Source organism: Acidisoma sp. (genome assembly GCF_035492295.1).
In the GTDB taxonomy this organism is placed as follows: Bacteria; Pseudomonadota; Alphaproteobacteria; order Acetobacterales; family Acetobacteraceae; genus Acidisoma.
In genome coordinates, this window is record NZ_DATJJK010000097.1 from 1 (window position 1) to 20,367 (window position 20,367).

Annotated in this window: 21 protein-coding genes; 8 read left to right on the top strand and 13 right to left on the bottom strand. The window is 64.9% G+C overall.

From position 1 onward, the window contains the following. Window positions 1-340 precede the first annotated feature (340 nt). From VL752_RS06680 to VL752_RS06690, 3 genes are all read right to left on the bottom strand, one after another. The gene (locus tag VL752_RS06680; protein ID WP_325353412.1) at window positions 341-1,312 is read right to left on the bottom strand and encodes an NAD-dependent epimerase/dehydratase family protein; all 972 of its coding nucleotides are present in this window, start codon (window positions 1,310-1,312) and stop codon (window positions 341-343) included. A 120-nt stretch (window positions 1,313-1,432) separates the two neighbouring features. After that, window positions 1,433-2,218 carry a 3-hydroxybutyrate dehydrogenase gene (locus VL752_RS06685; protein ID WP_325353414.1) on the bottom strand — a complete coding sequence of 262 codons (786 nt, stop codon included), beginning with the start codon at window positions 2,216-2,218 and terminating at the stop codon, window positions 1,433-1,435. 20 nt (window positions 2,219-2,238) lie between these two features. Beyond that, window positions 2,239-2,988 (bottom strand): acetoacetate decarboxylase, encoded by a 750-nt coding sequence (locus VL752_RS06690; protein ID WP_325353417.1) that lies wholly within the window; start codon window positions 2,986-2,988, stop codon window positions 2,239-2,241. Between the two features lie 110 nt (window positions 2,989-3,098). Here VL752_RS06690 and VL752_RS06695 point away from each other — a divergent pair, with 110 nt between their 5' ends. Together VL752_RS06695 and parE are read left to right on the top strand one after the other, a co-directional pair. Next, window positions 3,099-4,220 carry a patatin-like phospholipase family protein gene (locus VL752_RS06695; RefSeq protein ID WP_325353419.1) on the top strand — a complete coding sequence of 374 codons (1,122 nt, stop codon included), beginning with the start codon at window positions 3,099-3,101 and terminating at the stop codon, window positions 4,218-4,220. Between the two features lie 79 nt (window positions 4,221-4,299). Beyond that, a complete protein-coding gene (gene parE / locus VL752_RS06700) occupies window positions 4,300-6,270 on the top strand; it encodes a DNA topoisomerase IV subunit B (RefSeq protein ID WP_325353421.1) in 1,971 nt (656 codons plus the stop codon). Between the two features lie 18 nt (window positions 6,271-6,288). On the opposite strand, the gene VL752_RS06705 is transcribed toward parE, so the two are convergent. From VL752_RS06705 to VL752_RS06730, 6 genes are all read right to left on the bottom strand, one after another. Then, window positions 6,289-6,819, bottom strand: coding sequence for an L-2-amino-thiazoline-4-carboxylic acid hydrolase (locus VL752_RS06705; protein ID WP_325353423.1), 531 nt, complete (start codon window positions 6,817-6,819; stop codon window positions 6,289-6,291). A gap of 19 nt (window positions 6,820-6,838) precedes the next feature. After that, the gene (locus VL752_RS06710; RefSeq protein ID WP_325353425.1) at window positions 6,839-7,171 is read right to left on the bottom strand and encodes a hypothetical protein; all 333 of its coding nucleotides are present in this window, start codon (window positions 7,169-7,171) and stop codon (window positions 6,839-6,841) included. After that, entirely contained in the window at window positions 7,171-7,740 is a 570-nt protein-coding gene (locus VL752_RS06715; RefSeq protein ID WP_325353427.1) for a HutD family protein, read from the bottom strand. Before VL752_RS06715 ends, VL752_RS06710 begins: the two co-directional genes overlap by 1 nt. Further along, window positions 7,737-9,110 carry a formimidoylglutamate deiminase gene (locus VL752_RS06720; protein WP_325353429.1) on the bottom strand — a complete coding sequence of 458 codons (1,374 nt, stop codon included), beginning with the start codon at window positions 9,108-9,110 and terminating at the stop codon, window positions 7,737-7,739. Before VL752_RS06720 ends, VL752_RS06715 begins: the two co-directional genes overlap by 4 nt. 133 nt (window positions 9,111-9,243) lie before the next feature. Beyond that, window positions 9,244-9,591 (bottom strand): cupin domain-containing protein, encoded by a 348-nt coding sequence (locus VL752_RS06725; RefSeq protein WP_325353431.1) that lies wholly within the window; start codon window positions 9,589-9,591, stop codon window positions 9,244-9,246. 73 nt (window positions 9,592-9,664) lie between these two features. After that, window positions 9,665-10,543, bottom strand: a complete 879-nt coding sequence (locus VL752_RS06730; protein ID WP_325353433.1) for a LysR family transcriptional regulator — start codon at window positions 10,541-10,543, stop codon at window positions 9,665-9,667. Between the two features lie 123 nt (window positions 10,544-10,666). Here VL752_RS06730 and VL752_RS06735 point away from each other — a divergent pair, with 123 nt between their 5' ends. The 4 genes from VL752_RS06735 (at window position 10,667) to VL752_RS06750 (ending at window position 13,746) form a co-directional block, all read left to right on the top strand. Beyond that, window positions 10,667-11,545: an NmrA/HSCARG family protein gene (locus VL752_RS06735; RefSeq protein WP_325353435.1), complete on the top strand. Its 879-nt coding sequence runs from the start codon at window positions 10,667-10,669 to the stop codon at window positions 11,543-11,545. A gap of 106 nt (window positions 11,546-11,651) precedes the next feature. Continuing rightward, on the top strand, window positions 11,652-11,915 hold the full coding sequence (locus VL752_RS06740; RefSeq protein WP_325353437.1) for a DksA/TraR family C4-type zinc finger protein: 264 nt from the start codon (window positions 11,652-11,654) through the stop codon (window positions 11,913-11,915). Between the two features lie 397 nt (window positions 11,916-12,312). Next, a complete protein-coding gene (locus VL752_RS06745) occupies window positions 12,313-13,371 on the top strand; it encodes a class I SAM-dependent methyltransferase (RefSeq protein WP_325353439.1) in 1,059 nt (352 codons plus the stop codon). Between the two features lie 24 nt (window positions 13,372-13,395). After that, on the top strand, window positions 13,396-13,746 hold the full coding sequence (locus VL752_RS06750; protein ID WP_325353441.1) for a nuclear transport factor 2 family protein: 351 nt from the start codon (window positions 13,396-13,398) through the stop codon (window positions 13,744-13,746). A gap of 143 nt (window positions 13,747-13,889) precedes the next feature. On the opposite strand, the gene hutU is transcribed toward VL752_RS06750, so the two are convergent. The 4 genes from hutU to fabG form a co-directional block, all read right to left on the bottom strand. After that, complete coding sequence (gene hutU, locus VL752_RS06755; RefSeq protein ID WP_325353443.1) at window positions 13,890-15,557, bottom strand: urocanate hydratase; 1,668 nt, start codon at window positions 15,555-15,557, stop codon at window positions 13,890-13,892. Beyond that, complete coding sequence (gene hutH / locus VL752_RS06760) at window positions 15,554-17,095, bottom strand: histidine ammonia-lyase (RefSeq protein WP_325353445.1); 1,542 nt, start codon at window positions 17,093-17,095, stop codon at window positions 15,554-15,556. The genes hutU and hutH overlap by 4 nt, the downstream gene beginning before the upstream one ends. A 65-nt stretch (window positions 17,096-17,160) precedes the next feature. Beyond that, entirely contained in the window at window positions 17,161-17,850 is a 690-nt protein-coding gene (locus tag VL752_RS06765; protein WP_325353447.1) for a UTRA domain-containing protein, read from the bottom strand. After that, window positions 17,847-18,620, bottom strand: a complete 774-nt coding sequence (fabG, locus tag VL752_RS06770) for a 3-oxoacyl-ACP reductase FabG (protein WP_325353449.1) — start codon at window positions 18,618-18,620, stop codon at window positions 17,847-17,849. The genes VL752_RS06765 and fabG overlap by 4 nt, the downstream gene beginning before the upstream one ends. 205 nt (window positions 18,621-18,825) lie before the next feature. On the opposite strand from fabG, the gene VL752_RS06775 reads away from it, so the two are divergent. After that, window positions 18,826-19,293, top strand: a complete 468-nt coding sequence (locus VL752_RS06775; protein WP_325353451.1) for a cupin domain-containing protein — start codon at window positions 18,826-18,828, stop codon at window positions 19,291-19,293. Window positions 19,294-19,344: 51 nt separating this feature from the next. Continuing rightward, window positions 19,345-20,289: a Ku protein gene (locus VL752_RS06780; RefSeq protein ID WP_325353453.1), complete on the top strand. Its 945-nt coding sequence runs from the start codon at window positions 19,345-19,347 to the stop codon at window positions 20,287-20,289. Window positions 20,290-20,367: the final 78 nt, after the last annotated feature.

A 20,367-nucleotide genomic window follows, 5' to 3' on the forward strand; every position in this document is an offset into this window, starting at 1 on the left:
TTCTCAAAGAACATGCCCAAAACCACCCCAATCTCTCAGGGCGCCCAGGCCGATAATCTTGTCGAAGGAGGCAGAGCTTTTAGCAGATCAACCAACCCGCCGCAACCCCCGATCCCCGTCGGTGAAACGGCTTCTAGGCCCTGCCCCGCCCCCTGTCAACGCGCAAATTTCACCCCGATGACAAGCGGGTGAGAGACCAAAAAATTGAAAAATCAAAGTGCTACTTCACGGAAAGCTCAATTTCCCAGCGATCCGGACGGAAAACCACGTCTCGCATGCAGCCTATGCAAAAATGCGGAGAAACTCCCCTAGACATGCGCAAGCCGCAGAAAGCGGCCAGTCAGTGCCCGGCGTTCCAACCCCTGAACCACTCCAGAAAGCGTGGAATGCCCACATCCAGCGGCGTCTTCGGCTCGAAACCGGTCAGCGCCCGGATGGCCGAAATATCGGCAAAGGTGTCCGTCACATCAGCCGCCGGGCGCGGCCGGTCCTCAATGATCGCGCGCCGGCCCAGACCCTCCTCCAGCAGCGAGACCAGCCGGCTCACGCTCTCGCTCCGGTTGTTGCCGATGTTGAGCAGCCGCGGGGCATCCCCCGCCGGTGGCCGATCCAACACGCCGACGATCCCCGCCACGATATCGTCCACATAGGTGAAGTCCCGCCGCAGCGTGCCGCCCGCATAGACGGTGATCGGCTCTCCGCGCGCAATCGCGCGCGCGAAGGAGAAATAGGCCATGTCCGGTCGTCCCCAGGGCCCATAGACGGTAAAGAAGCGCAAGCCGGTCTGCTTCAGGCCGTAAAGATGGCTGTAGGAATGGCTCATCAGCTCGTCCGCCCGCTTGGTCGCACCATAGAGCGACACCGGCCGGTCGACCGGATCCTCCTCTGAGAAGGGCATCTTGGTATTGCCGCCATAGACCGAGGAGGAGCTGGCATAGACGAAATGCTTCAGCCCCTCGCGGTGCCGTGCCGCCTCCAGCATCACGACATGCCCCATGAGGTTGGCGGTGACATAGGCATAAGGGTCGATCATCGAGAAGCGCACCCCGGCCTGGGCTGCGAGATGGACGATGCGGTCGATCTCCGGCGCGCCCGCCATCAGCCCTTCGACGGCTGCGCGATCGGCGATGCTCAGCTTCTGGAAGCGAAAGGCCGGGCGGCCTTCGAGGCGCGCAAGACGCGCTTCCTTCAGCGCCGGATCGTAATAGGCGTTGATCTCATCGACGCCGAGAACGGTCTCGCCCCGCGCCAGCAGCGCCTCGCAAAGATGATAGCCAATGAAGCCGGCGGCGCCGGTCACGAGAACGGTCATGGCGGTCAGATCCAAGGTGCAAACGAAAAGCGGTTTCCGCCCAGGATGATGACACCCACGCGGAGACCCTGATCTGGGGGGAATTTGCGGCCTTTCTGTGGGGCGACCGCGGGGGAGACCCTATTGCGCGACCCAGCCGCCATCGATCGAGAGCGGCGCGCCGGTGATCGTCATCGCTCCATCCGAGCACAGGAAGACGGCGAGCGCGCCGATCTGCGCCGGCGTTGAGAATTGCTTCATGGGCTGCTTCTCGCTGACCAGCGCATCCTTCTCCTCCTCGAAGCTCGTGCCGTTCTTGGCGGCGCGATCCTGCAGTTGCTTCTCCACCAGCGGCGTCAGAACCCAGCCCGGGCAGATGGCATTGCAGGTCACACCCGTGTTGGCGAGCTCGATCCCGGCGACTTTGGTGAGACCCAGGATGCCGTGCTTGGCGGCGACATAGGCGGACTTCTGCCCGCTCGCGACCAGCCCATGGGCAGAGGCGATGTTGATGATACGCCCCCAGCCGCGCGCCTTCATGCCCGGGGCCGCGGCCTTGATGCCATGAAAGGCCGAGGACAGGTTGATGGCGATGATCGCGTCCCACTTATCCTCGGGGAAATCGACAATATCGGCGACGAACTGGATGCCGGCATTATTGACCAGGATATCCACCCGGCCGAAGGCAGCCTCGGCCTCCGCCACCATCTGGCGCACGCCCGAACCCGTGCTGAGATCGGCGCCGGAATAGGCCACCTTGACGCCGAAATCGGCCTCGATGCCGGCGCGCTCCTTTTCGATATCCTCGGGCTTGCCGAAGCCGTTCAGCATGATGCCGGCGCCGGCCTCGGCCATCGCGCGCGCAATGCCGAGTCCGATTCCGCTTGTCGACCCGGTGACCAACGCCACTTTGCCTGCCAGATTCATCGTCTTTCCCCCAATCTTTCTCAAGCCAGATAATCGTGGAGCACCCGGCCGTACGGCAGGGTCATATCGGCCTTCAGGTGCTGGCCGTAGAGGATTCTGCGCACCGGCAGATCGGCGACGCGCGCATTGACATGCGGCACGAGATCGAGCCGGGCTTCGCCGCGGAAAGCGAATTTCAGGTCGATATCCTGCATGTTGTAGCCCACGAGCTGAGCGATCTTGGCGGACCCGTCCACATCCGGGATGAATTTGAGATTGACCCCGAGCTTGCCAAGTTGCGCCGTAATACGCACGCGGTCCTGCTCCGTCTGCAGCAGGTTGTGCTCCTTGTAGGTCAACGTGCCGAGCGCGACGCGCACATCGTCGTAGCGCAGCGTGCCTGTCAGGGTGTCATGGATGGGCCGCAGCTCCGGCAAGCCGTATTTTTTGGGAAAGCCCCAGATTTCGCGCCCGGCAGTCGTCGGCGGCTCGTCGTCCAGATACATCTGCAGCGTGAAATTGCACGGTTGCCCCTCGAATAGGGCGGCGATGCCGCAGCCGCTTTCCTGATAGCTGCCGAAGCCCGAGGAATCCGGCATCTTCATCCATTCATAAAAGACATGGTTGCCGTCCGGCTCCAACGGTTCGGGCAGCAGGCGGCGGATGACCTCGGGGTCGCTCTCATAATGGATCAGCAGATATTCGCGGTCGTAGAAGCGGAAGGGGCCTTTCGGATAGCTCGGGCTCGCAAAAGGCATGGATGTCATGCCGAGGATATCGTCACGATTCATACAACCGTCCCCATCTCGCCCTTGCCGCACCGGGCCATGCGGAGAAAGCTTGAACAGGGCGCGCTGACTGTCCAGTGACGATTGCGCCGAAACCAACCGGGAACCGAGCCATGGATGCAAACCCGTTACCCGAACGCCCGCGCCGCACCGCCCTCGTTCTGCAGGGTGGTGGCGCGCTCGGCGCCTATCAGGGCGGGGTCTTCCAGGCGATGGACGAGGCCGGCCACGCCCCGGACTGGCTCTGCGGAGTCTCCATCGGTGCCATCAACTCTGCCATCATCGCCGGCAATGCGCCTGCGGACCGGCTGCAGAAACTCCGCGCCTTCTGGGAGCGGATCACGCCCGAGCGCCCGGGCCTGCCGCTGCCCGAAGGAGACCTGCCGCGCGAATGGGCGAACGGCAGCTCCGCCCTCGGCGCCGTTGTCCTCGGCCAGCCCGGCTTCTTCGAGCCTAATCTGCCGGGCCCGTTTTTCAGCCTGCCCGGCGCGCCCCAGGCGACCGCCTTCTACGACACCGAACCACTCCGCCAGACCCTGCTCGACGTCGTCGATTTCGATCGCCTCAACAGCGGCGAGACGCGCTGCGCGGTCGGCGCGGTCAATGTCGCCAGCGGCAATTTCGCCTATTTCGACAATGCCCAGATGAAGCTCGGCCCCGAGCACATCATGGCGAGCGGCGCCCTGCCTCCCGGCTTCCCGATGATCCAGATCGGCTCCGACTATTTCTGGGACGGGGCGCTCGTCTCCAACACACCCCTCGCCCACCTTCTGCTCAATATCGAAAGCTGCAGCGCCCTTGTCTTTCAGGTCGACCTGTTCAGCGCGCGCGGCCCGGTGCCGCGCACCCTGCGCGAAGTCGGGCTACGGCAGAAGGAAATCGGCTATTCCAGCCGCACGCGCCTGGTGACGGATGTCTTCCAGCGTGAATTCGCGCTCAAGAACCGCTTGCGCGACGTGCTTGACCGCATGCCCGAGGCGAGCCTGACCCCGGCCGACCGCGCCGAGCGGTCGGGCCTGCACGATCTGCCTCGCCTCTCCATCCTCGAACTCATCTACGAACACGCACCCTATGAGGGCGAGTCGCGGGATTACGACTTCAGCCGCCGCTCCATGCAGGATCATTGGAGGCGCGGCTACGAGCAGACCAGGCAGACCCTCGCCCAAAAGGACTGGCTGAAAATGCCGGAAGAAGCCGGTCTCGTCAGCCACGACGTCGACCGAGACCTCTCCTGAGGCGAGCGGCCTTGCCCGATCCGGCTTGCCCTCGCCCTGCGCTCCCTTCTATCGTGCCGGTCATGCACGGGAACAAGACATGAACGACCTCTTCGGCGCAGGCGCGGCCGAGGCTGCCTATTCTGCCAAGGATATCGAGGTCCTCGAGGGGCTGGAGCCGGTTCGACGCCGCCCCGGCATGTATATCGGCGGCACGGACGAGAACGCCCTTCACCACCTCGCCGCTGAAATCCTTGATAATTCGATGGATGAAGCCGTGGCGGGTCATGCGAGCTTCATCGAGGTGGCGCTCGCCCCCGGCAATATCCTGACAGTCCGGGACAATGGGCGCGGCATACCGGTCGATCCGCATCCGAAGTTTCGGGACAAGAGCGCGCTCGAGGTCATCCTCACCACTCTGCATTCCGGCGGAAAGTTCGCCGGCAAGGCCTATGCGACCTCGGGCGGGTTGCACGGCGTTGGCAGTTCGGTCGTGAACGCGCTCTCCGATCTCTTCGAAGTCGAGGTCGCACGGGAACGGCGGCTGTGGAAGCAGAGCTACAGCCAGGGCCGGCCCACGACCAAGCTCATCGATGCCGGCCCGGTGCAGAACCGGCGTGGCACGGCGATCCGCTTCCGCCCGGACCCCGCGATCTTCGGGCCAAGCCAGCCATTCAGCCCGGCGCGGCTCTACCGGCTGTGCCGCTCGAAGGCCTACCTCTTCCGCGGCGTCGAAATCCGCTGGAGCTGCGACCCCGGCCTGATCCCGGCGCAGTCGGATGTGCCGACCGAGGCTGTGCTGCATTTCCCGGGCGGTCTACAGGACAGTCTGGAGGAGGATATCGGGGAGGCGACACGCGTTCTCCCCTCCCCCTGGTCGGGCGAGACCGACTTCCCTAATGGCGCCGGCCGCGTGGAATGGGCCGCCCTCTGGGTCGAAGGCGGCGGCGGCTTCCTGCACAGCTACTGCAATACCGTGCCGACGCCCCTCGGCGGCACTCATGAGGCCGGGCTGCGCTCGGCCCTGCTGAAGGGCTTGCGCGCCTGGGGCGAGCATCGCGGCAATAAGCGTGCGGCGCAGCTGACGGCCGAAGACGTGCTGACGCCGATCGCAGCGAAACTCTCCGTCTTCATCCGCGAGCCGCAATTCCAGGGCCAGACCAAGGAGAAGCTGACCAATCCGGACGCGACGCGCCTGGTGGAAGCGGCGCTGCGCGACCGGTTCGACCATTTCCTGGCGGGCGACCCGACCTCGGCCGACAATCTCCTGGCCTTCGCGATCGAGCGCGCCGAGGAGCGGATCCGCAGGCGCGAGGAGAAGGACACGCCGCGCAAATCGGCGACGCGCCGGCTGCGCCTGCCCGGCAAGCTCACCGATTGCACGCGGGAGAATGCGGCCGAGACCGAGATTTTCCTGGTCGAGGGTGACAGCGCCGGCGGCTCCGCCAAACAGGCCCGCAACCGCGAGACCCAAGCCGTGCTGCCGCTGCGCGGCAAGATCCTCAACGTCGCTTCCGCTTCTGCCGACAAGCTGCGCCAGAACCAGGAACTGAAAGACCTGATCGAGGCAATCGGCACCGGCGTCGGCGAAAAATTCGACATCAAGCGCCTGCGCTACGGCCGCATCATCATCATGACGGATGCCGATGTCGACGGCGCCCATATCGCCAGCCTGCTGATGACCTTCTTCTACCGGGAACTGCCTGAGCTGGTGCGTCAGGGGCATCTCTATCTCGCCCAGCCGCCGCTCTACCGCATGACCCAGGGTGCCAAGTCTGTCTATGCGATGAATGACGACGAGATGGCCAAGCTCAGCAAATCGGCCTTCAAGCAGGGCAGCAAGGTCGAGGTCAGCCGCTTCAAGGGCCTGGGCGAAATGCCGCCCGCGACGCTCAAGGAAACCACGATGGATCCGAAGAAGCGCACGCTGATTAAGGTGCTGGCCCCGCCCGAGACGCGGGCCGAGACCAACACGATGGTGGAGAATCTGATGGGCAGGCGCCCGGAACTGCGCTTCCAGTTCATCCAGGACCGCGCCCGCAGCGTGACGGACGCCGACCTCGACGTCTAATCCCGCTGAGCCGCGGACTTATCCTTCAGCGGGAACCGGAGGTGCGGCCTCATCCTCCGGCGCCATTCGGTAGCGAAAGTCGCAATGGCTCGCGCCCTCCATCAAAGTCTGGGTGCGGGTGAGCTTCAGATCCGGGTGATAGCCCTCGCAAAAAGCTGCGTCCCGGTTGCAGGACAGCAGATGCCCGATCGCGCCGAGACCCATGGCACGGTAGCTCTCGGCATAGCGGCAGCGACGGACGTTGTAGTGAAACTCGGTCTCCGTCGCGCGCAGCACTTCGATCTCCAGCGCATCATTCTGCGTCCACAGATGCTGCAGCTCCTGGAAGGTCTTCAGGCTGGTGCCCCCCGGTGTCCTTGCCGCAAAGCCGCGCGCGGCTTCGATCGCGGCGCGGCGGATGGCACGATCGAGGATGGCTTGCGCCTGCGCCTCGCCGATGGTCGCGACCATTTCGGCATAAATCGGCGCGATGATCCCGGCTTCGATCCGGCGGCGCGCCAGAATGCCGATCTCCTCCGCCGTCACAATCCGGGCCGGGTCATCGCTCATCCTGGCGTGCCTTCCGACGTTACCGGCAGGGCGGCGGCGTGCCGCCCGCACAGGTGGTTTCCATTCCGCCCGGCAGCACGTAGCGCCCATCGGAGCGGATGCCGGGCTTCGGCTTGGGCTTCGGCTTGTAATAGTGGTGGTAGGTCTTATGGCTCGGCTTGCGGTAGGTGTGGTGGTAGCTGTTCTTTTTCGAATAGTGATGAGTCGTGTGGTGTTGCTCATGCTTGGTCGCCTCGTGATGCGCATGCGACGTCGCGTGGTGATAGGTCTTGTGCTTGGTGGACGCGAACGCGGGCGCCGCGAGACCGGCGGCAATCGTGCCGAGGGCGAGGATCAGGCGAAGAGACTGCATCAGTCTGCGAACCGCTCAACCCGTGCCCAAATGGCACGCCCGGCCGTGATGGCGGCCTCGTCCGCGCCCTCCCCGATTACGGCGTCGCCCTTCGCGACTACGATTCTCCCGTCGTCATTTCGCAAGCTGACCTCCTCAAGCGCATAGAGAACGGCGATGTCGCCGGGCCCGAGCGTGATCACGCTTTTCCCGCGCCCCGGCATCAGCCGCGCCACCCGCCGATCTACCATGAGGTTGAGATCGCGGGTCGGCCCGGCGACCAGGGTACAATCCACCCTGTCCTCGCCGGGAAACTCGATATCCTCCGAGACATGCAGTCGTCGAGGGCCTGCGCCATCAATGCTCAGATTTATTCCCGCGCCGGCGACGACAGTAAGCAGCCGGTCAATGCCAAGAAAGGTGGAAAAGGGACCGTCACCCGTGATCTCAGCCAAGCTGAGGCGCCAGTGCCAATCGGCCTCGGGGCTGCCCGGGAACACCCCGCGCGCGATCTCCCAGGTCGTGCCGCCGCCGTTGCGCCAGGGCATGGCCTGGAAGCCGGCGGCGGGGAGGACCCGCCAGCCGCTCACGCGGCGATGCGCCGCAGGGCTGCCGTGAAGGCGGTCCGCGCCGCTTCCTCGCCGGGATGGAAGCCACCGCGCACGCGCCAGATGCCGCCCACCATGACATCGCGCACCGGCAGCGCGGCACCGGCAAAGATCGCGGTGTCGAGGATGTCGTCCTCTTCCGCGTCGGGCTGGGCAAGTTTCGCCGGGTCGAGGACGAGAAGATCGGCGCGGAAGCCTTCGGCGATGACACCGACCGGCTGGCCCAGGGCCGCCGCCCCGCCAGCGACCGCGGCACGGAACAGGCTGCCGCCGATGGAGCCGACCCCGTCATCCGGCAAGGAGAGGCAGCGCCGGCCATGCACCAAGCGCTGGCCGTATTCGAGAAGGCGCAGCTCTTCCCAGGGGCTGAGCGTGACATTGCTGTCCGAGCCGATGCCGAACCGGCCCCCGGAGGTGAGGAATTCTGACAGCGGAAATACGCCGTCGCCCAGATTGGCCTCGGTGATCGGGCAAAGACCGGCGACCGCGCCGCTCGCGGCGATATCGGCAATTTCGTCCGGCACCACATGGGTTGCGTGGATGAGGCACCAGGATGGGCCGACCGGCGCTTCCGCCATCAAAAGCTCCACCGGCCGCGCCCCGGTCGCGGCCAGGCAGTCCTCCACCTCGCGCTCCTGCTCGGCGACATGGATGTGAATGGTCGTCTCCTCCGGCAGCGCGGTGGCGATGTGCCGCACCACATCCACCGAGACAGCACGGAGCGAATGCGGCGCGATGCCAACGCGCAGGCTGCTCGAGTCCCGTCCGTGCCAGCGCAGGCTTTCGAGAATCCGGATCAGCCGTTCCTCGTCCGCCGCGAAGCGCCGTTGCGCAGGTTCGAGTGCCGCATCGTCGAAACCGGCGCGCATATAGAGCACGGGCAGAACGGTGAGGCCGATCCCAGTCTCGGCCGCGGCATGGACGAGGCGGACGGACATCTCCGCCGGATCCTCGTAGGAGGCGCCATTGGGATCGTTGTGCAGGTAATGAAACTCGCCGACGCTGGTATAGCCCGCCTTCAACATCTCGATGAACAAATGGCTGGAAATGGCGGAGAGATCATCCGGTCCCACGGCGTGGGCCGCCCGATACATGGTCTCGCGCCAGGTCCAGAAGCTGTCGGCCGGGTCGCGCCGCTTCTCGGCCAATCCCGCCATGGCGCGCTGAAAGGCATGCGAATGGACATTGGCCATGCCGGGCAACACCGGGCCGCCCAGCCGCTCCACCCGGTCGCCCGCGATCTCGGCACCAGGGGTCACGGCGGCGATGGTGCCATCCTCCGTGATGTCGATCCGGACATCCCGCGCCCAGCCGGACGGCAGCAGGGCTGTGGGGGCGAGGAGACTGGGCATGGAGTATTCTCCTTGGACGGCGCGAGGCTCCTTCCTAGAAGATTCGCGCGGGCCGCGCACCGGGCCCCGGCGCCGAAATATCCGGCAATGACGCGGGTTAAGCGAGTTTAATCCGCAGGGAGGACCGCTGCCCTCATCCTTCGCGGATCACCCACAGCTTGTGCATGCGTGCGCGCACCTCCCAGGTGCCGGTGAAGCCCGGCTCGATCACGAAGGAATCGCCGGGGCCAGCCTCGATCGTTGTCCCATCATCGCCAGTGACGACGCAGTGTCCTGCAAGCATGCGGACATACTCCCATTCTGTATAGGCGATGCGCCAGGTCCCAACGGTCGCTTCCCATTCCCCGGCATAGTGCTTCGCCGTCGCATCCTCGTAGAGCACGACCGTCCGTGTCTCGGGCATGCCGGCGATGATCTTATCCGGGGCGATCGGCTCCCAGGGCGCATCGGTGGTGGCGGCGAGCTTGGTGATCAAGGGCATCTTGGGTGGACCTGTCCTGGTTGAGGGCGCGGGCCTTGTGCGGGTTAGGCTCCGGGCTTGGCAAGGGTGCCCTTTACGCTAGCGGCACAAAGGTCTTGTCGGGGAAGGTCGCCTCCACCACCGCCAGGAAGGCGCGTACCTTCGCCCCCACCAGCCGGCGCGCGCTTTGCAGCGCCCAGATTTCGACCGGCGGCTCGGCCAGCGGTCCCCAGAAAGCGAGTCGGCCGGCGGCAATGTCATCCGCCACCAGCAGTTTGGGCAGCACCGCCGCGCCCGCCCCGGCCAGCACCGCCTCGCGCACCATGAGCAGGGAGGACAGCCGCAAGGCCGGGACCGGCTGCAACAGCCGCTCGGTCCCGTCCGCCTGCCGCAACCGCCATGGCGTGCCCACGGGGGCGTTGCTGAGCAGGACCGCCCGCACCGCGTCCGCCTCGGGAGTCGCCTGCCCGGCGGGTGCCACGACCAGACGCTCATCCCGCAAAAAGCGTCGGCCGACCAGGCGCTCGTCCGGCGCAGGGTCCACCCGGATCACCAGGTCATAGCCGTCGTCCACGGGATCGACCTTGCGGTCCTCCGCCACGATTTCGAGCTGCACCTCCGGATAGGCCTGGGCGAAACGCGCGCCGATCCCGCCGAACGCAACATGCGCCAGAACAATCGGAGCGCTAACCCGTAGCCGCCCGCGCGGCATCGTGGCGCCGAGCATCACGGCCTCTCCCGCCTCGGCGATCTCAGCGAGCGGCCCCCCGGTACGCTCATGCAGGCTTCGCCCCTCCTCGGTCAGGCGCAGGCCATGGGCTCCCCGCTCGATCAGGCGGATGCCCAGGCTCTGCTCCAGTTCCCCCACCCGGCGCGAAAGCGTCGCCTTCGAGCGGCCGGACAAGCGGCTCGCGCGGCCGAAACCGCCATGGGTCGCCACCAGATTGAAATCAGACAGCGCCTGCAGATCCATTGCCCATGTTCCGAATTTGAGACGACCTATCTTCCTTATGGCGACTACTAGCCAAAATCGAAACGCCTATCTTCCCCTCATGGCGGATGGAAAAGGCCGCCCCTCAGCAACAGGAGTTTCGTCATGAGCATTCTCGTTACCGGCAGCACCGGCACCATCGGCAGCCAGATCATCAATCAGCTTCAGGGCAAGGGCGTGGAGATCAAGGCTCTCACGCGTTCTCCCGCCAAAGCGCAGTTTCCCGCCGGTGTCACCGCCGTTCAGGGCGATCTCGCGGATGTCGATTCCCTGCGCGCGGCGATGGAGGGCGTCAGCACCCTCTTCCTGCTCGCCCCCAACGTGCCGGACGAATTGACCCAGGCGATGCTCGCAGTCTCCGTGGCCGCAGAGGCCGGGGTGCGCGGCATCGTCTATCTCTCAGTCTTCAAGGGCGAGGCCTATGCCGACGTGCCCCATTTCGCGGGCAAGCATACGGTAGAGCGGATGATCGCGGCGCTGGATCTGCCGGCGACGATCCTGCGCCCCGCCTATTTCATTCAGAACGACATCCGCATGAAGGACGCACTGCTCACGGCCGGAATCTACGGCATGCCGCTCGGCGCCCGGGGCGTCTCAATGGTCGATGTGCGGGACATCGCCGAAGCGGCGGCGAGCGAACTTCTACGCCGCGAACGCAACGCCACCCCCCTCCCGAACGAAACGTATATCCTCGCCGGGCCCGATGCCCTGACCGGCGCGGACCTGGCCGCGATCTGGAGCGAGGCGCTCGGCCGCAGCATCCGCTACGGCGGTGACGATCTGGCAGCCCTGGAACAACGACTGAAAGGAATGCTGCCGGCATGGCATGCGCTCGACCTGCGGCTGATGGTCGGGCGCTACCAGTCCGACGGCGCTGTGGCCAGCGCGGAGGACTTGTTGCGGCTGACCGCCCTTCTCGGCCACGCGCCGCGCAGCTACCGGGACTTTGCCCGCGATGCGGCCGCGCAGTGGAAGCAAGGCTGATCAGCCCCGCGGCGCGGCAAGCCCGGCGACGAAGATGGCAGTTGGCCCGCCCTGCCCGCCTGCCTATATTCTCTCCACGCAACATCGAGGCAGAGGATTTTGCCACATGGCGACGGGCTGGGCGCCGGACGGGGCGGTGCAGGACCAGATTGACGACACGATCACCGATGCGGTCGCTCGTGCGCGCGCCCGCATGCCGAAGGGCGAGAGCGAGCCCTTCTGCGTCGAATGCGGCGAAGACATTCCCGAGGCCCGCCGCCGCGCCCTTCCCGGCGTGCGCCTCTGCATCGAGTGCCAGTCGGCGCTGGACCGCAAGCCGGTGACCATCGGCTTCAACCGGCGCGGAAGCAAGGATAGTCAGCTGAAGTAGTCTTACGCAGTCCGAACGTTTCCTTACTTCTCGCTGAAATGCGCTTCTGAAGCTGCGCCCAACAAAGTTTCTGAGCTGCGTTATATTCAAGCTGGAAACTGTCGCTGGGTCGTTCGCGCAGGTTCACACCCGCTCCTGCCAGAGCGCGTGCCGAAGCCGCAAATCTTCACCAGCCAGCATGTGATATCCAAAATGCGGTCCGGCGCATCCAGGATCGCTGATTCTTCCAACATAACAAACATTTCCGGTACAACGCCTCCAATGTCACCCCGACTGATTGTTGAATTATCATCGACAAAACGCCAATCCATTGACAATTTATTAACTAGATGGTAGGTGGATTAGTATAGCCTCAGAATGAAACAAGGCCGTGTCTCACCGGTGGGGAGAACAAGCGATGCCAGAGGTCAATCCAGACAAACTGAATGCGCTGGTGGGTCGAATGGTTGGCGACCTGGGCGCGATTGGGACCGGCGCACTCGTTGTGCTGGGGGATCGGCTGGGTTTGTTCAAGGCGATGCGAGAGGCTGGCAGTTTGACCGCCGCTCAACTCGCGGCACGCACGGGTACCCACGAGCGCTATGTTCGTGAGTGGCTTTCCGCGCAGGCTGCTGCCGCTTACATCGAATACGACCCGGGCACCGATCGGTTTCACCTTACTCCTGAACAGGAGATGGTATTCGCGAACGAGGAAAGCCCGGCATTTATGGCCGGAGCGTTCGAGGTACTGGCCAGTCTCTGGATTGACGAACCGAAAGTGAGCGAGGCGTTTCGCACAGGCCGCGGCGTCGGCTGGCACGATCACAGCGCCTGTTTATTCCGCGGAACAGAACGTTTCTTCCGGCCCGGATATAACGCCAATCTCATCGGGTCCTGGCTCCCTGCATTGGATGGTGTCGTGGGGAAGCTTGAACGAGGCGCTCAGGTGGCTGACGTAGGGTGCGGACATGGCGCGTCTACCGTGCTCATGGCGCGCGCATATCCCCAATCCAGTTTCACTGGCTTCGACTATCACGCCCCGTCGATTGAGCGCGCTCGGAAATCAGCCGAAGAAGCCGGCGTCTCAGGAAATACCCGATTCGAGGTTTCGCCGGCCAAGAGTTTCCCAGGAACATATGATCTCGTCACCTTTTTTGACTGCCTTCACGATATGGGCGACCCCGTCGGTGCGTCGGCGCATGTTCGCCAATCGCTGAAATCCGATGGAACCTGGATGATCGTTGAGCCATTTGCCGATGACCATCTCTCGGGGAACCTCAACCCTGTCGGGCGGGTCTATTTCGCCGCTTCAACAATGATCTGCACACCGGCATCGCTCGATCAGGAAGTCGGATTGGGGCTTGGCGCACAGGCTGGTGAAGCAAAGTTGCGGCAAGTGGTGACGGCCGGCGGTTTCACCAAATTTCGCCGCGCCACGGAGACACCATTCAATATGGTTTTAGAGGCGCGGCCCTGACAATACGGGAAGGAGACCGACACGATGGAGGCCGTGAATCTGCAATCGCTCAGCAGAGCCATTGAGGCACGTGACAGCGCGGCCCTTGGAAGCTTCTATACGGACGATGCGGTTCTGCTGATTATTGATCATCTCAATCCGCCGCATCTGCCCCGAGAGATCAAGGGACATGATGGAGTCCGTCATTATTTCGATGACATCTGCGGACGGGCAATGACGCATGTTGTCGAAAACGGCATCCAGGATAGCGGCAGATTGGCATTCACGCAGACGTGCCAATATCCGGATGGCAAGAGCGTCTTCTGCTCAGCAACCGCTAGCCTTGTCGGCGGCAAGATCGCGCGGCAGGTCATGGTGCAAGCCTGGGATGAATGAGCCGGGCACGGGATGCGTTCTGACTCATAGGGGGCTTGCTCCATCGCACCCCGTCAGGCGAAGCCAAGATGCGACTTAAAAAGACGCGCTTCCGTCGTTCGAGGGAAGCGCGTCTCTGCAGCTGAAACGGTCGCCATAGTGACTTATGTGAGAATACCCGGCAGGTCGAGGCTCTTTTCCCTCGCGCAGTCAATCGCAATCTCATAGCCCGCGTCAGCGTGGCGCATCACGCCCGTCGCAGGATCATTCCAGAGCACCCGACCAAGGCGGCGCGCGGCATCTTCTGTGCCGTCCGCCACGATGACCATGCCGGAATGCTGCGAGAAGCCCATGCCGACGCCGCCACCATGGTGGAGCGACACCCAGGTCGCTCCGGACGCCGTGTTAAGCAGCGCGTTGAGCAGCGGCCAGTCGGACACGGCGTCCGAGCCGTCGCGCATGCTCTCCGTCTCGCGGTTCGGGCTCGCGACCGAACCGGAATCGAGATGGTCACGGCCGATGACAATCGGCGCCTTGAGTTCGCCCTTGGCCACCATGTCGTTGAAGGCGAGGCCCAGGCGGTGACGATCGCCGAGGCCCACCCAGCAAATGCGCGCCGGCAGGCCCTGAAAGGCAATCCGCTCGCGCGCCATGTCCAGCCAGTTGTGAAGATGCGCGTTGTCGGGCAGCAACTCCTTCACCCTCTGGTCGGTCTTGTAGATATCCTCGGGGTCGCCCGAGAGCGCGGCCCAGCGGAAGGGACCGATGCCACGGCAGAACAGCGGGCGGATGTAGGCCGGCACGAAGCCCGGAAAGTCGAAGGCATTGTCCACGCCTTCTTCCTTCGCGACTTGGCGGATGTTGTTGCCGTAGTCGAGCACGGGAATGCCCATCTTCCAGAAGTCGAGCATGGCGCGCACATGCACGGCCATGCTGGCGCGGGACGCCGCAATCACCGCCTGCGGATCGCGCTCGCGGCGGTCCTCCCACTCTGCAACGGTCCAGCCGATGGGCAGATAGCCGTTGAGCGGATCATGGGCGGAGGTCTGGTCCGTCACCGCGTCCGGCTTCACGCCTCGTTTGACGAGTTCCGCGAAAATTTCTGCCGCATTGCCGAGCAGCCCGACGGAGACCGGCTTGCCGTCAGTCTTTGCGCGATCAATGATCTCCAACGCCTCTTCCAGCGTGCGAGCCTGGCAATCGAGGTAGCGGGTGCGTAGCCGCATGTCGATGCGGCTCGCCTGGCATTCCACGGCAAGGCAGGAGAAGCCGGCCATCACGGCCGCCAGCGGCTGCGCGCCGCCCATGCCGCCCAAGCCCCCGGTCAGGATCCAACGACCGGACGCGTCACCCTTGTAATGCTGGCGTGCGACCTCCACGAAAGTCTCGTAGGTGCCCTGCACGATGCCCTGGGTGCCGATATAGATCCAGGATCCCGCCGTCATCTGGCCGTACATCATGAGCCCCTTGCGATCGAGCTCATGGAAATGCCGCCAGTTCGCCCAATGGGGCACGAGATTTGAGTTGGCAATCAGAACGCGCGGCGCGTCCTTATGCGTCTGGAAGACACCGACTGGCTTGCCCGATTGCACGAGCAGCGTCTGATCCTCTTCCAGCTTGCGCAAACTGGCCACGATCCGGTCGAAACTCTCCCAGTCGCGCGCCGCGCGGCCGATGCCGCCATAGACCACGAGTTCCTCAGGCCGTTCAGCGACGTCCGCGTCCAGATTGTTCATGAGCATGCGCAAGGGTGCTTCCGTCAGCCAGGATTTGGCGGAAAGCTCGGCCCCGTGCGGGGCAGAAATCCTGCGGCTGTTGTCGAGGCGGGTCATGCGGCGATCTCCAGCGAGGGAAGCGGGTATCCGGCGGCAGCGACGACGGCGCCCGAGCGGATCAGCGCGGTTGCCGCCTCCATGTCGGGCGAGAAGTGGCGGTCTTCGTCCAGCATCGGCACGCGCGCGCGCAGCAAGCGCCGCACGGCCTCCAACGACGCGCTGGAAGGCATGGGTGCGTGGAAGTCGCAGCCCTGGGCGGCGGCAAGCAGTTCGATGCCGAGGATATGGCCGAGATTGGCCACCATGCCCATCAGTCGGCGTGCACCGTGGGCCGCCATGGAGACATGATCTTCCTGGTTAGCCGAGGTTGGGATGCTGTCCACGCTTGCCGGATGGGCCATCTGCTTGTTTTCGGAGACCAGCGCCGCCGCCGTCACCTGCGGGATCATGAAACCGGAGTTGAGGCCCGGTCGCGGCGTCAGGAAGGCCGGCAGACCGGACAGCGCCGGGTCGATCAGCATGGCGAGCCGGCGTTCGGCGATGGAGCCAATTTCGCACAGCGTCATGGCGATCATATCGGCGGCGAAGGCCACGGGCTCAGCGTGGAAATTGCCACCCGACAGCACCTCCCCATGCTCGGCGAAGACGAGCGGATTATCGGAGACGCCATTGGCTTCGGTGCCCAGCGTCACCGCCGCCTGGCGCAGCACGTCCAGCACCGCCCCCATCACCTGGGGCTGGCAGCGCAGGCAGTAGGGGTCCTGCACGCGTTCATCTCCGGTCACGTGAGAGGCGCGGATCACGCTGCCCGCCATCAGGCCACGCAGCGCATCAGCCACGTCAATCTGGCCGCGATGGCGGCGCAGCGCATGGATGCGCGGGTCAAAGGGCGTGTCCGATCCGCGCGCGGCGTCTGTGGAAAGGGCGCCGGTAACAAGGGCCGATTGCATCAGGCGCTCGGCCTCGAACAGCCCGGCGAGCGCATAGGCCGTGGAGAACTGGGTGCCGTTGAGGAGTGCCAGCCCTTCCTTCGGCCCCAGCGTAATCGGCGCCAGCCCGGCTTTCGTCAAAGCCTCTTCAGCCGGCATCCGCTCGCCGCGATAGAGAATTTCGCCGACGCCGATCATCGTCGCCGTCATATGAGAGAGCGGTGCCAGGTCGCCGGAGGCGCCGACCGAGCCCTGGGCAGGCACCACGGGCACCAGATCCTGCGCCAGCATCGCTTCGAGCAGGGCGACAGTCGCCGGGCGGATGCCCGAGACCCCCTGCGCCAGGCTCGCGAGTTTCAGCGCCATCATCAGCCGTGCGATGGAGGAGGGCATCGGCTCACCCACGCCGGCGGCATGGGACAGCACGATGTTCCGCTGCAGCCTCTCAAGATCGGTGGTCTCGATGCGGATACTGGCAAGCCGGCCGAAGCCGGTATTGATGCCGTAGATCGGCTCGCCCTTTTCGAGAATCTTTTCGACGGCCGCGGCACTCGCGGCAATCGGGCCGGCGCTGCCGGGATCGAGAGCGAGGCCGGCCGTTCCTTCGAAATAGAGGCGCCGCCACTCCGAAAGCGGCACCGCGCCGGGCTTCAGAACCAGTGTCATACGCTGCCCTCGACCTGAATATGTATAGACATATAAGATCCCAACCCCGCGCCTGTCGAGGCCTTTCACCGCTCCCCGGGCAGTGTCTCCCGTGTCTGGGCAAAGCGACTCGTAAAATGATGACGATCGGCTGGATAGGTCAGCCGGACCTCGGTAATCGGCTCGCCCGCCTGCCAGGTGCGCCGGTCGAGCGTGAGGCATGGCGCGCCGCGCGGAATGCCGAGATGGCGGGCGAGCGTCGTGTCCGCGGCCCGGGCACCGATCACATGCTCGGCCTCGCTCCAGGCGACGTGCTGCAAGAGCCAGGTGCCTGGGGGCACTTCCGCGAAACTTTCGTCCGCCGCCTCCGGCACGGCGCTGAGCGAAATGCGCCGCTCCTCCAACGCCAGCGGCTCCCCGCCCCGTTCATGCAGGGTGGTGATGGAGAGCACAGGTCCGGCGGCTGAGGGCTCCACCGCACGCGCCAGAATCGTGTGGCGGTAGGCGAGGCCGAGACGGGCGGATTCTTCGGCCAGATCGGCGATCTCCATCACCGCGCGCTCCGTCGCCGGCGCCGCGACCACGGTGCCCGCGCGCCTGCGGCGGGTGACGAGCCCCTCCGCCGCCATGGCGGCAATCGCCTTGTTCACCGTCATGCGCGCGCAGCCATATTCGGCCATCAGCGCGTGTTCGGCGGGAATGGGATGCCCGGGCTTCCATTCCCCCGACAGGATGCGCGTTTCGAGATCGGCGCGAATGCGGTCCGAGAGGTTCACTCGAGTGCGGCCGGGCTCTCCGGCAGCACCTGGCCGCCGTCGATCACCAGGGTCTGGCCGGTGATGTAGCCGGCCTCCTCAGTCGCGAAGAAAAGCGCGGCATTCGCGATATCCTCAACCGAGCCGAGCCGCTTGAGCGGGATGGAGGAGGTCATCGAGGCCATGTAATCCTCGCCCATGGCGACCAGCCCCTCGGTCGCGATATTGCCCGGCAGCACGGCGTTGATGGTGATGCCCTTCGCCGCGAGTTCGATGGCGGCGGTGCGGATGAAACCGAGCTGCCCCGCCTTGCTTGCCCCGTAATGGGACCAGCCGGGAAAACCAGTGATCGGGCCGGTGATAGAAGACGTCACCACGATCCGGCCACGCCCAGTTCTGGCCAGCGCCGGCAGGCAGGCCTTCACGGAGAGGAAGGTGCCGCGCAGGTTGATGCCCATCACCTCGTCGAAATCGGCTGCGGTCATGTCCTCGATTTTCGCCGAGGGGAAAACGCCGGCATTGGCACAGAGGATGTCGATGCCGCCGAAATGGTCCTCGGCTGCCGCGGCAATCGCATGGGCGCCGGCCTCGGTCGCGATATCGGCCGAAATGGCGATGGCACGGCCGCCCAACACGTCGACATCTTCCGCCACCAGCTTCGCCGCATGGAGATCGCGCGCCACCACAACGACGCGACAGCCGACCGCGCCGAAGCGCTTGGCAATGCCGCGCCCGATGCCCTTGCTGGCCCCCGTCACCACCACCACCCGGCCGGCAAGTGAAGCAAACATGTCTTTTTCCCTCATTCCGCTGACAGAAAACCTGCGCCCCGCATCATCCCGACTGCGGGCGGGTCCCGTCAATGCGGGAGGCTTCCCGCTGTCCGGCTTACCGCCCGTCCCGGGTCGCAAAGCGCTGGCGCCAATGCTTGGCCCCTGCTCCCTGCTCGTCTGGCCTGCTAACCTCGCTCCATCGTCGCACAGGGAGTGAGCCGCCATGAGAAGCCCCGCCATCCGCGCCGCCGACGCCGCGCCGCGCACGAAGCCCAGCAATTATCCGGAACCCTTCGCCGCGATGGTCGCCGGGCGCATCAAGCGCCCCTTGGGCGATCTCTTCGGCCTGAAGAATTTCGGGGTGAACCTCACCCGCCTCACTCCGGGCAGCCTCTCCGCCCTGCATCACAGCCACTCGCATCAGGATGAGTTCATCTATGTATTGGAGGGCGCGCCCACGCTGATCACGGAGGCGGGTGAAACCCCGCTCTCGCCCGGCATGGTGGCGGGCTTCCCGGCCCGCGGCACGCCGCACCACCTGGAGAATCGCACAGCCGAGGATTGCCTCATCCTTGAGATCGGGGACCGCAGCGCGGGGGACGAGGTTTCCTACCCCGAGGATGACTTGGCGACCCTCGCTGACTTGGAAGGAAAAAGGGTTTTCGTTCACAAGAACGGCACGCCCTACTGACGCGCGAAACACTACCTATCTCCATGCCTCAGACGCGTGAGGGATGAGCCCATGGCCAAGATCGCACCCCGCCGCCGCAAGACCGAGCGGAAGGAGACCCCGGCCGGCGCCGGCCGTCCGGTCTGGTCCGGTTCGCTGCGGCTCGCCCTGGTCACCGTGCAGGTGCAGCTCTATTCCGCCATCAAAACCGGCGCCCGTCTCTCCTTCCATCAGATCGACGAAACCTCCGGCAAGCGCATCCGCTACGAGAAGGTCGCGCCCGGCATCGGCGCGGTGGACAGCAGCCACATCATGAAGGGCTATGAAGTCTCGAAGGGGAACTACGTCCTGCTGACGGACGAGGAACTCGATTCCGTGAAGATCGAGGCCCGCCGCACGATCGACCTCGTGCAGTTCGTTGACCATTGCGAGATCGATCCCATCTTTTTCGACCGGCCCTATTACGTGCTGCCCGACGGCGAGTTGGCCGAGGAAGGCTACACCATCCTGCGCGAGGCGCTGCGCCGCACCGGCAAGATGGGGCTCGGCCAGTTCGTCATGCGCGGACGGGAATATATCGGCGCGCTGAAGCCTTGCGGTGAAGGGCTGATGCTGGAGACGCTGCGTTTCTCGGACGAGGTCCGCGCCGCCGCCCCCCTCTTCGCCGATATCGGGGACGACCGCGCTGATCCCGAGCTGCTCGATCTCGCGGAGGAGCTGATCGCCCGCAAGACGGCCAAGTTCAGGATCGAGACCTTCCACGACCGCTACACCGAATCCCTGCGCGATCTCATTGAGACCAAGGCGAAAACCGGGAAGCCGATATCGGTGGACGAGAGCGAGCCCGATCAGAGCGGCGGCAAGGTCATCGACCTCGTCGCCGCGCTGAAGCGCAGCCTCGCCGCCCAGGAAGGCAAAACGGCCGCCAATGATCCTGCACCGCGCCCGGCCAAGCCCGGCACGAAGCCAAGCCGGGCCCGGCCAAGCGCGGCCCGACCGAAGCGCAAGGCCGGCTGAACGGCCGCCTCAGCTGAAGATTTTGTGGTCCACGTTCTGGATCAGAATCTTCGTATTGTCCGTCAGCACGATGAGATC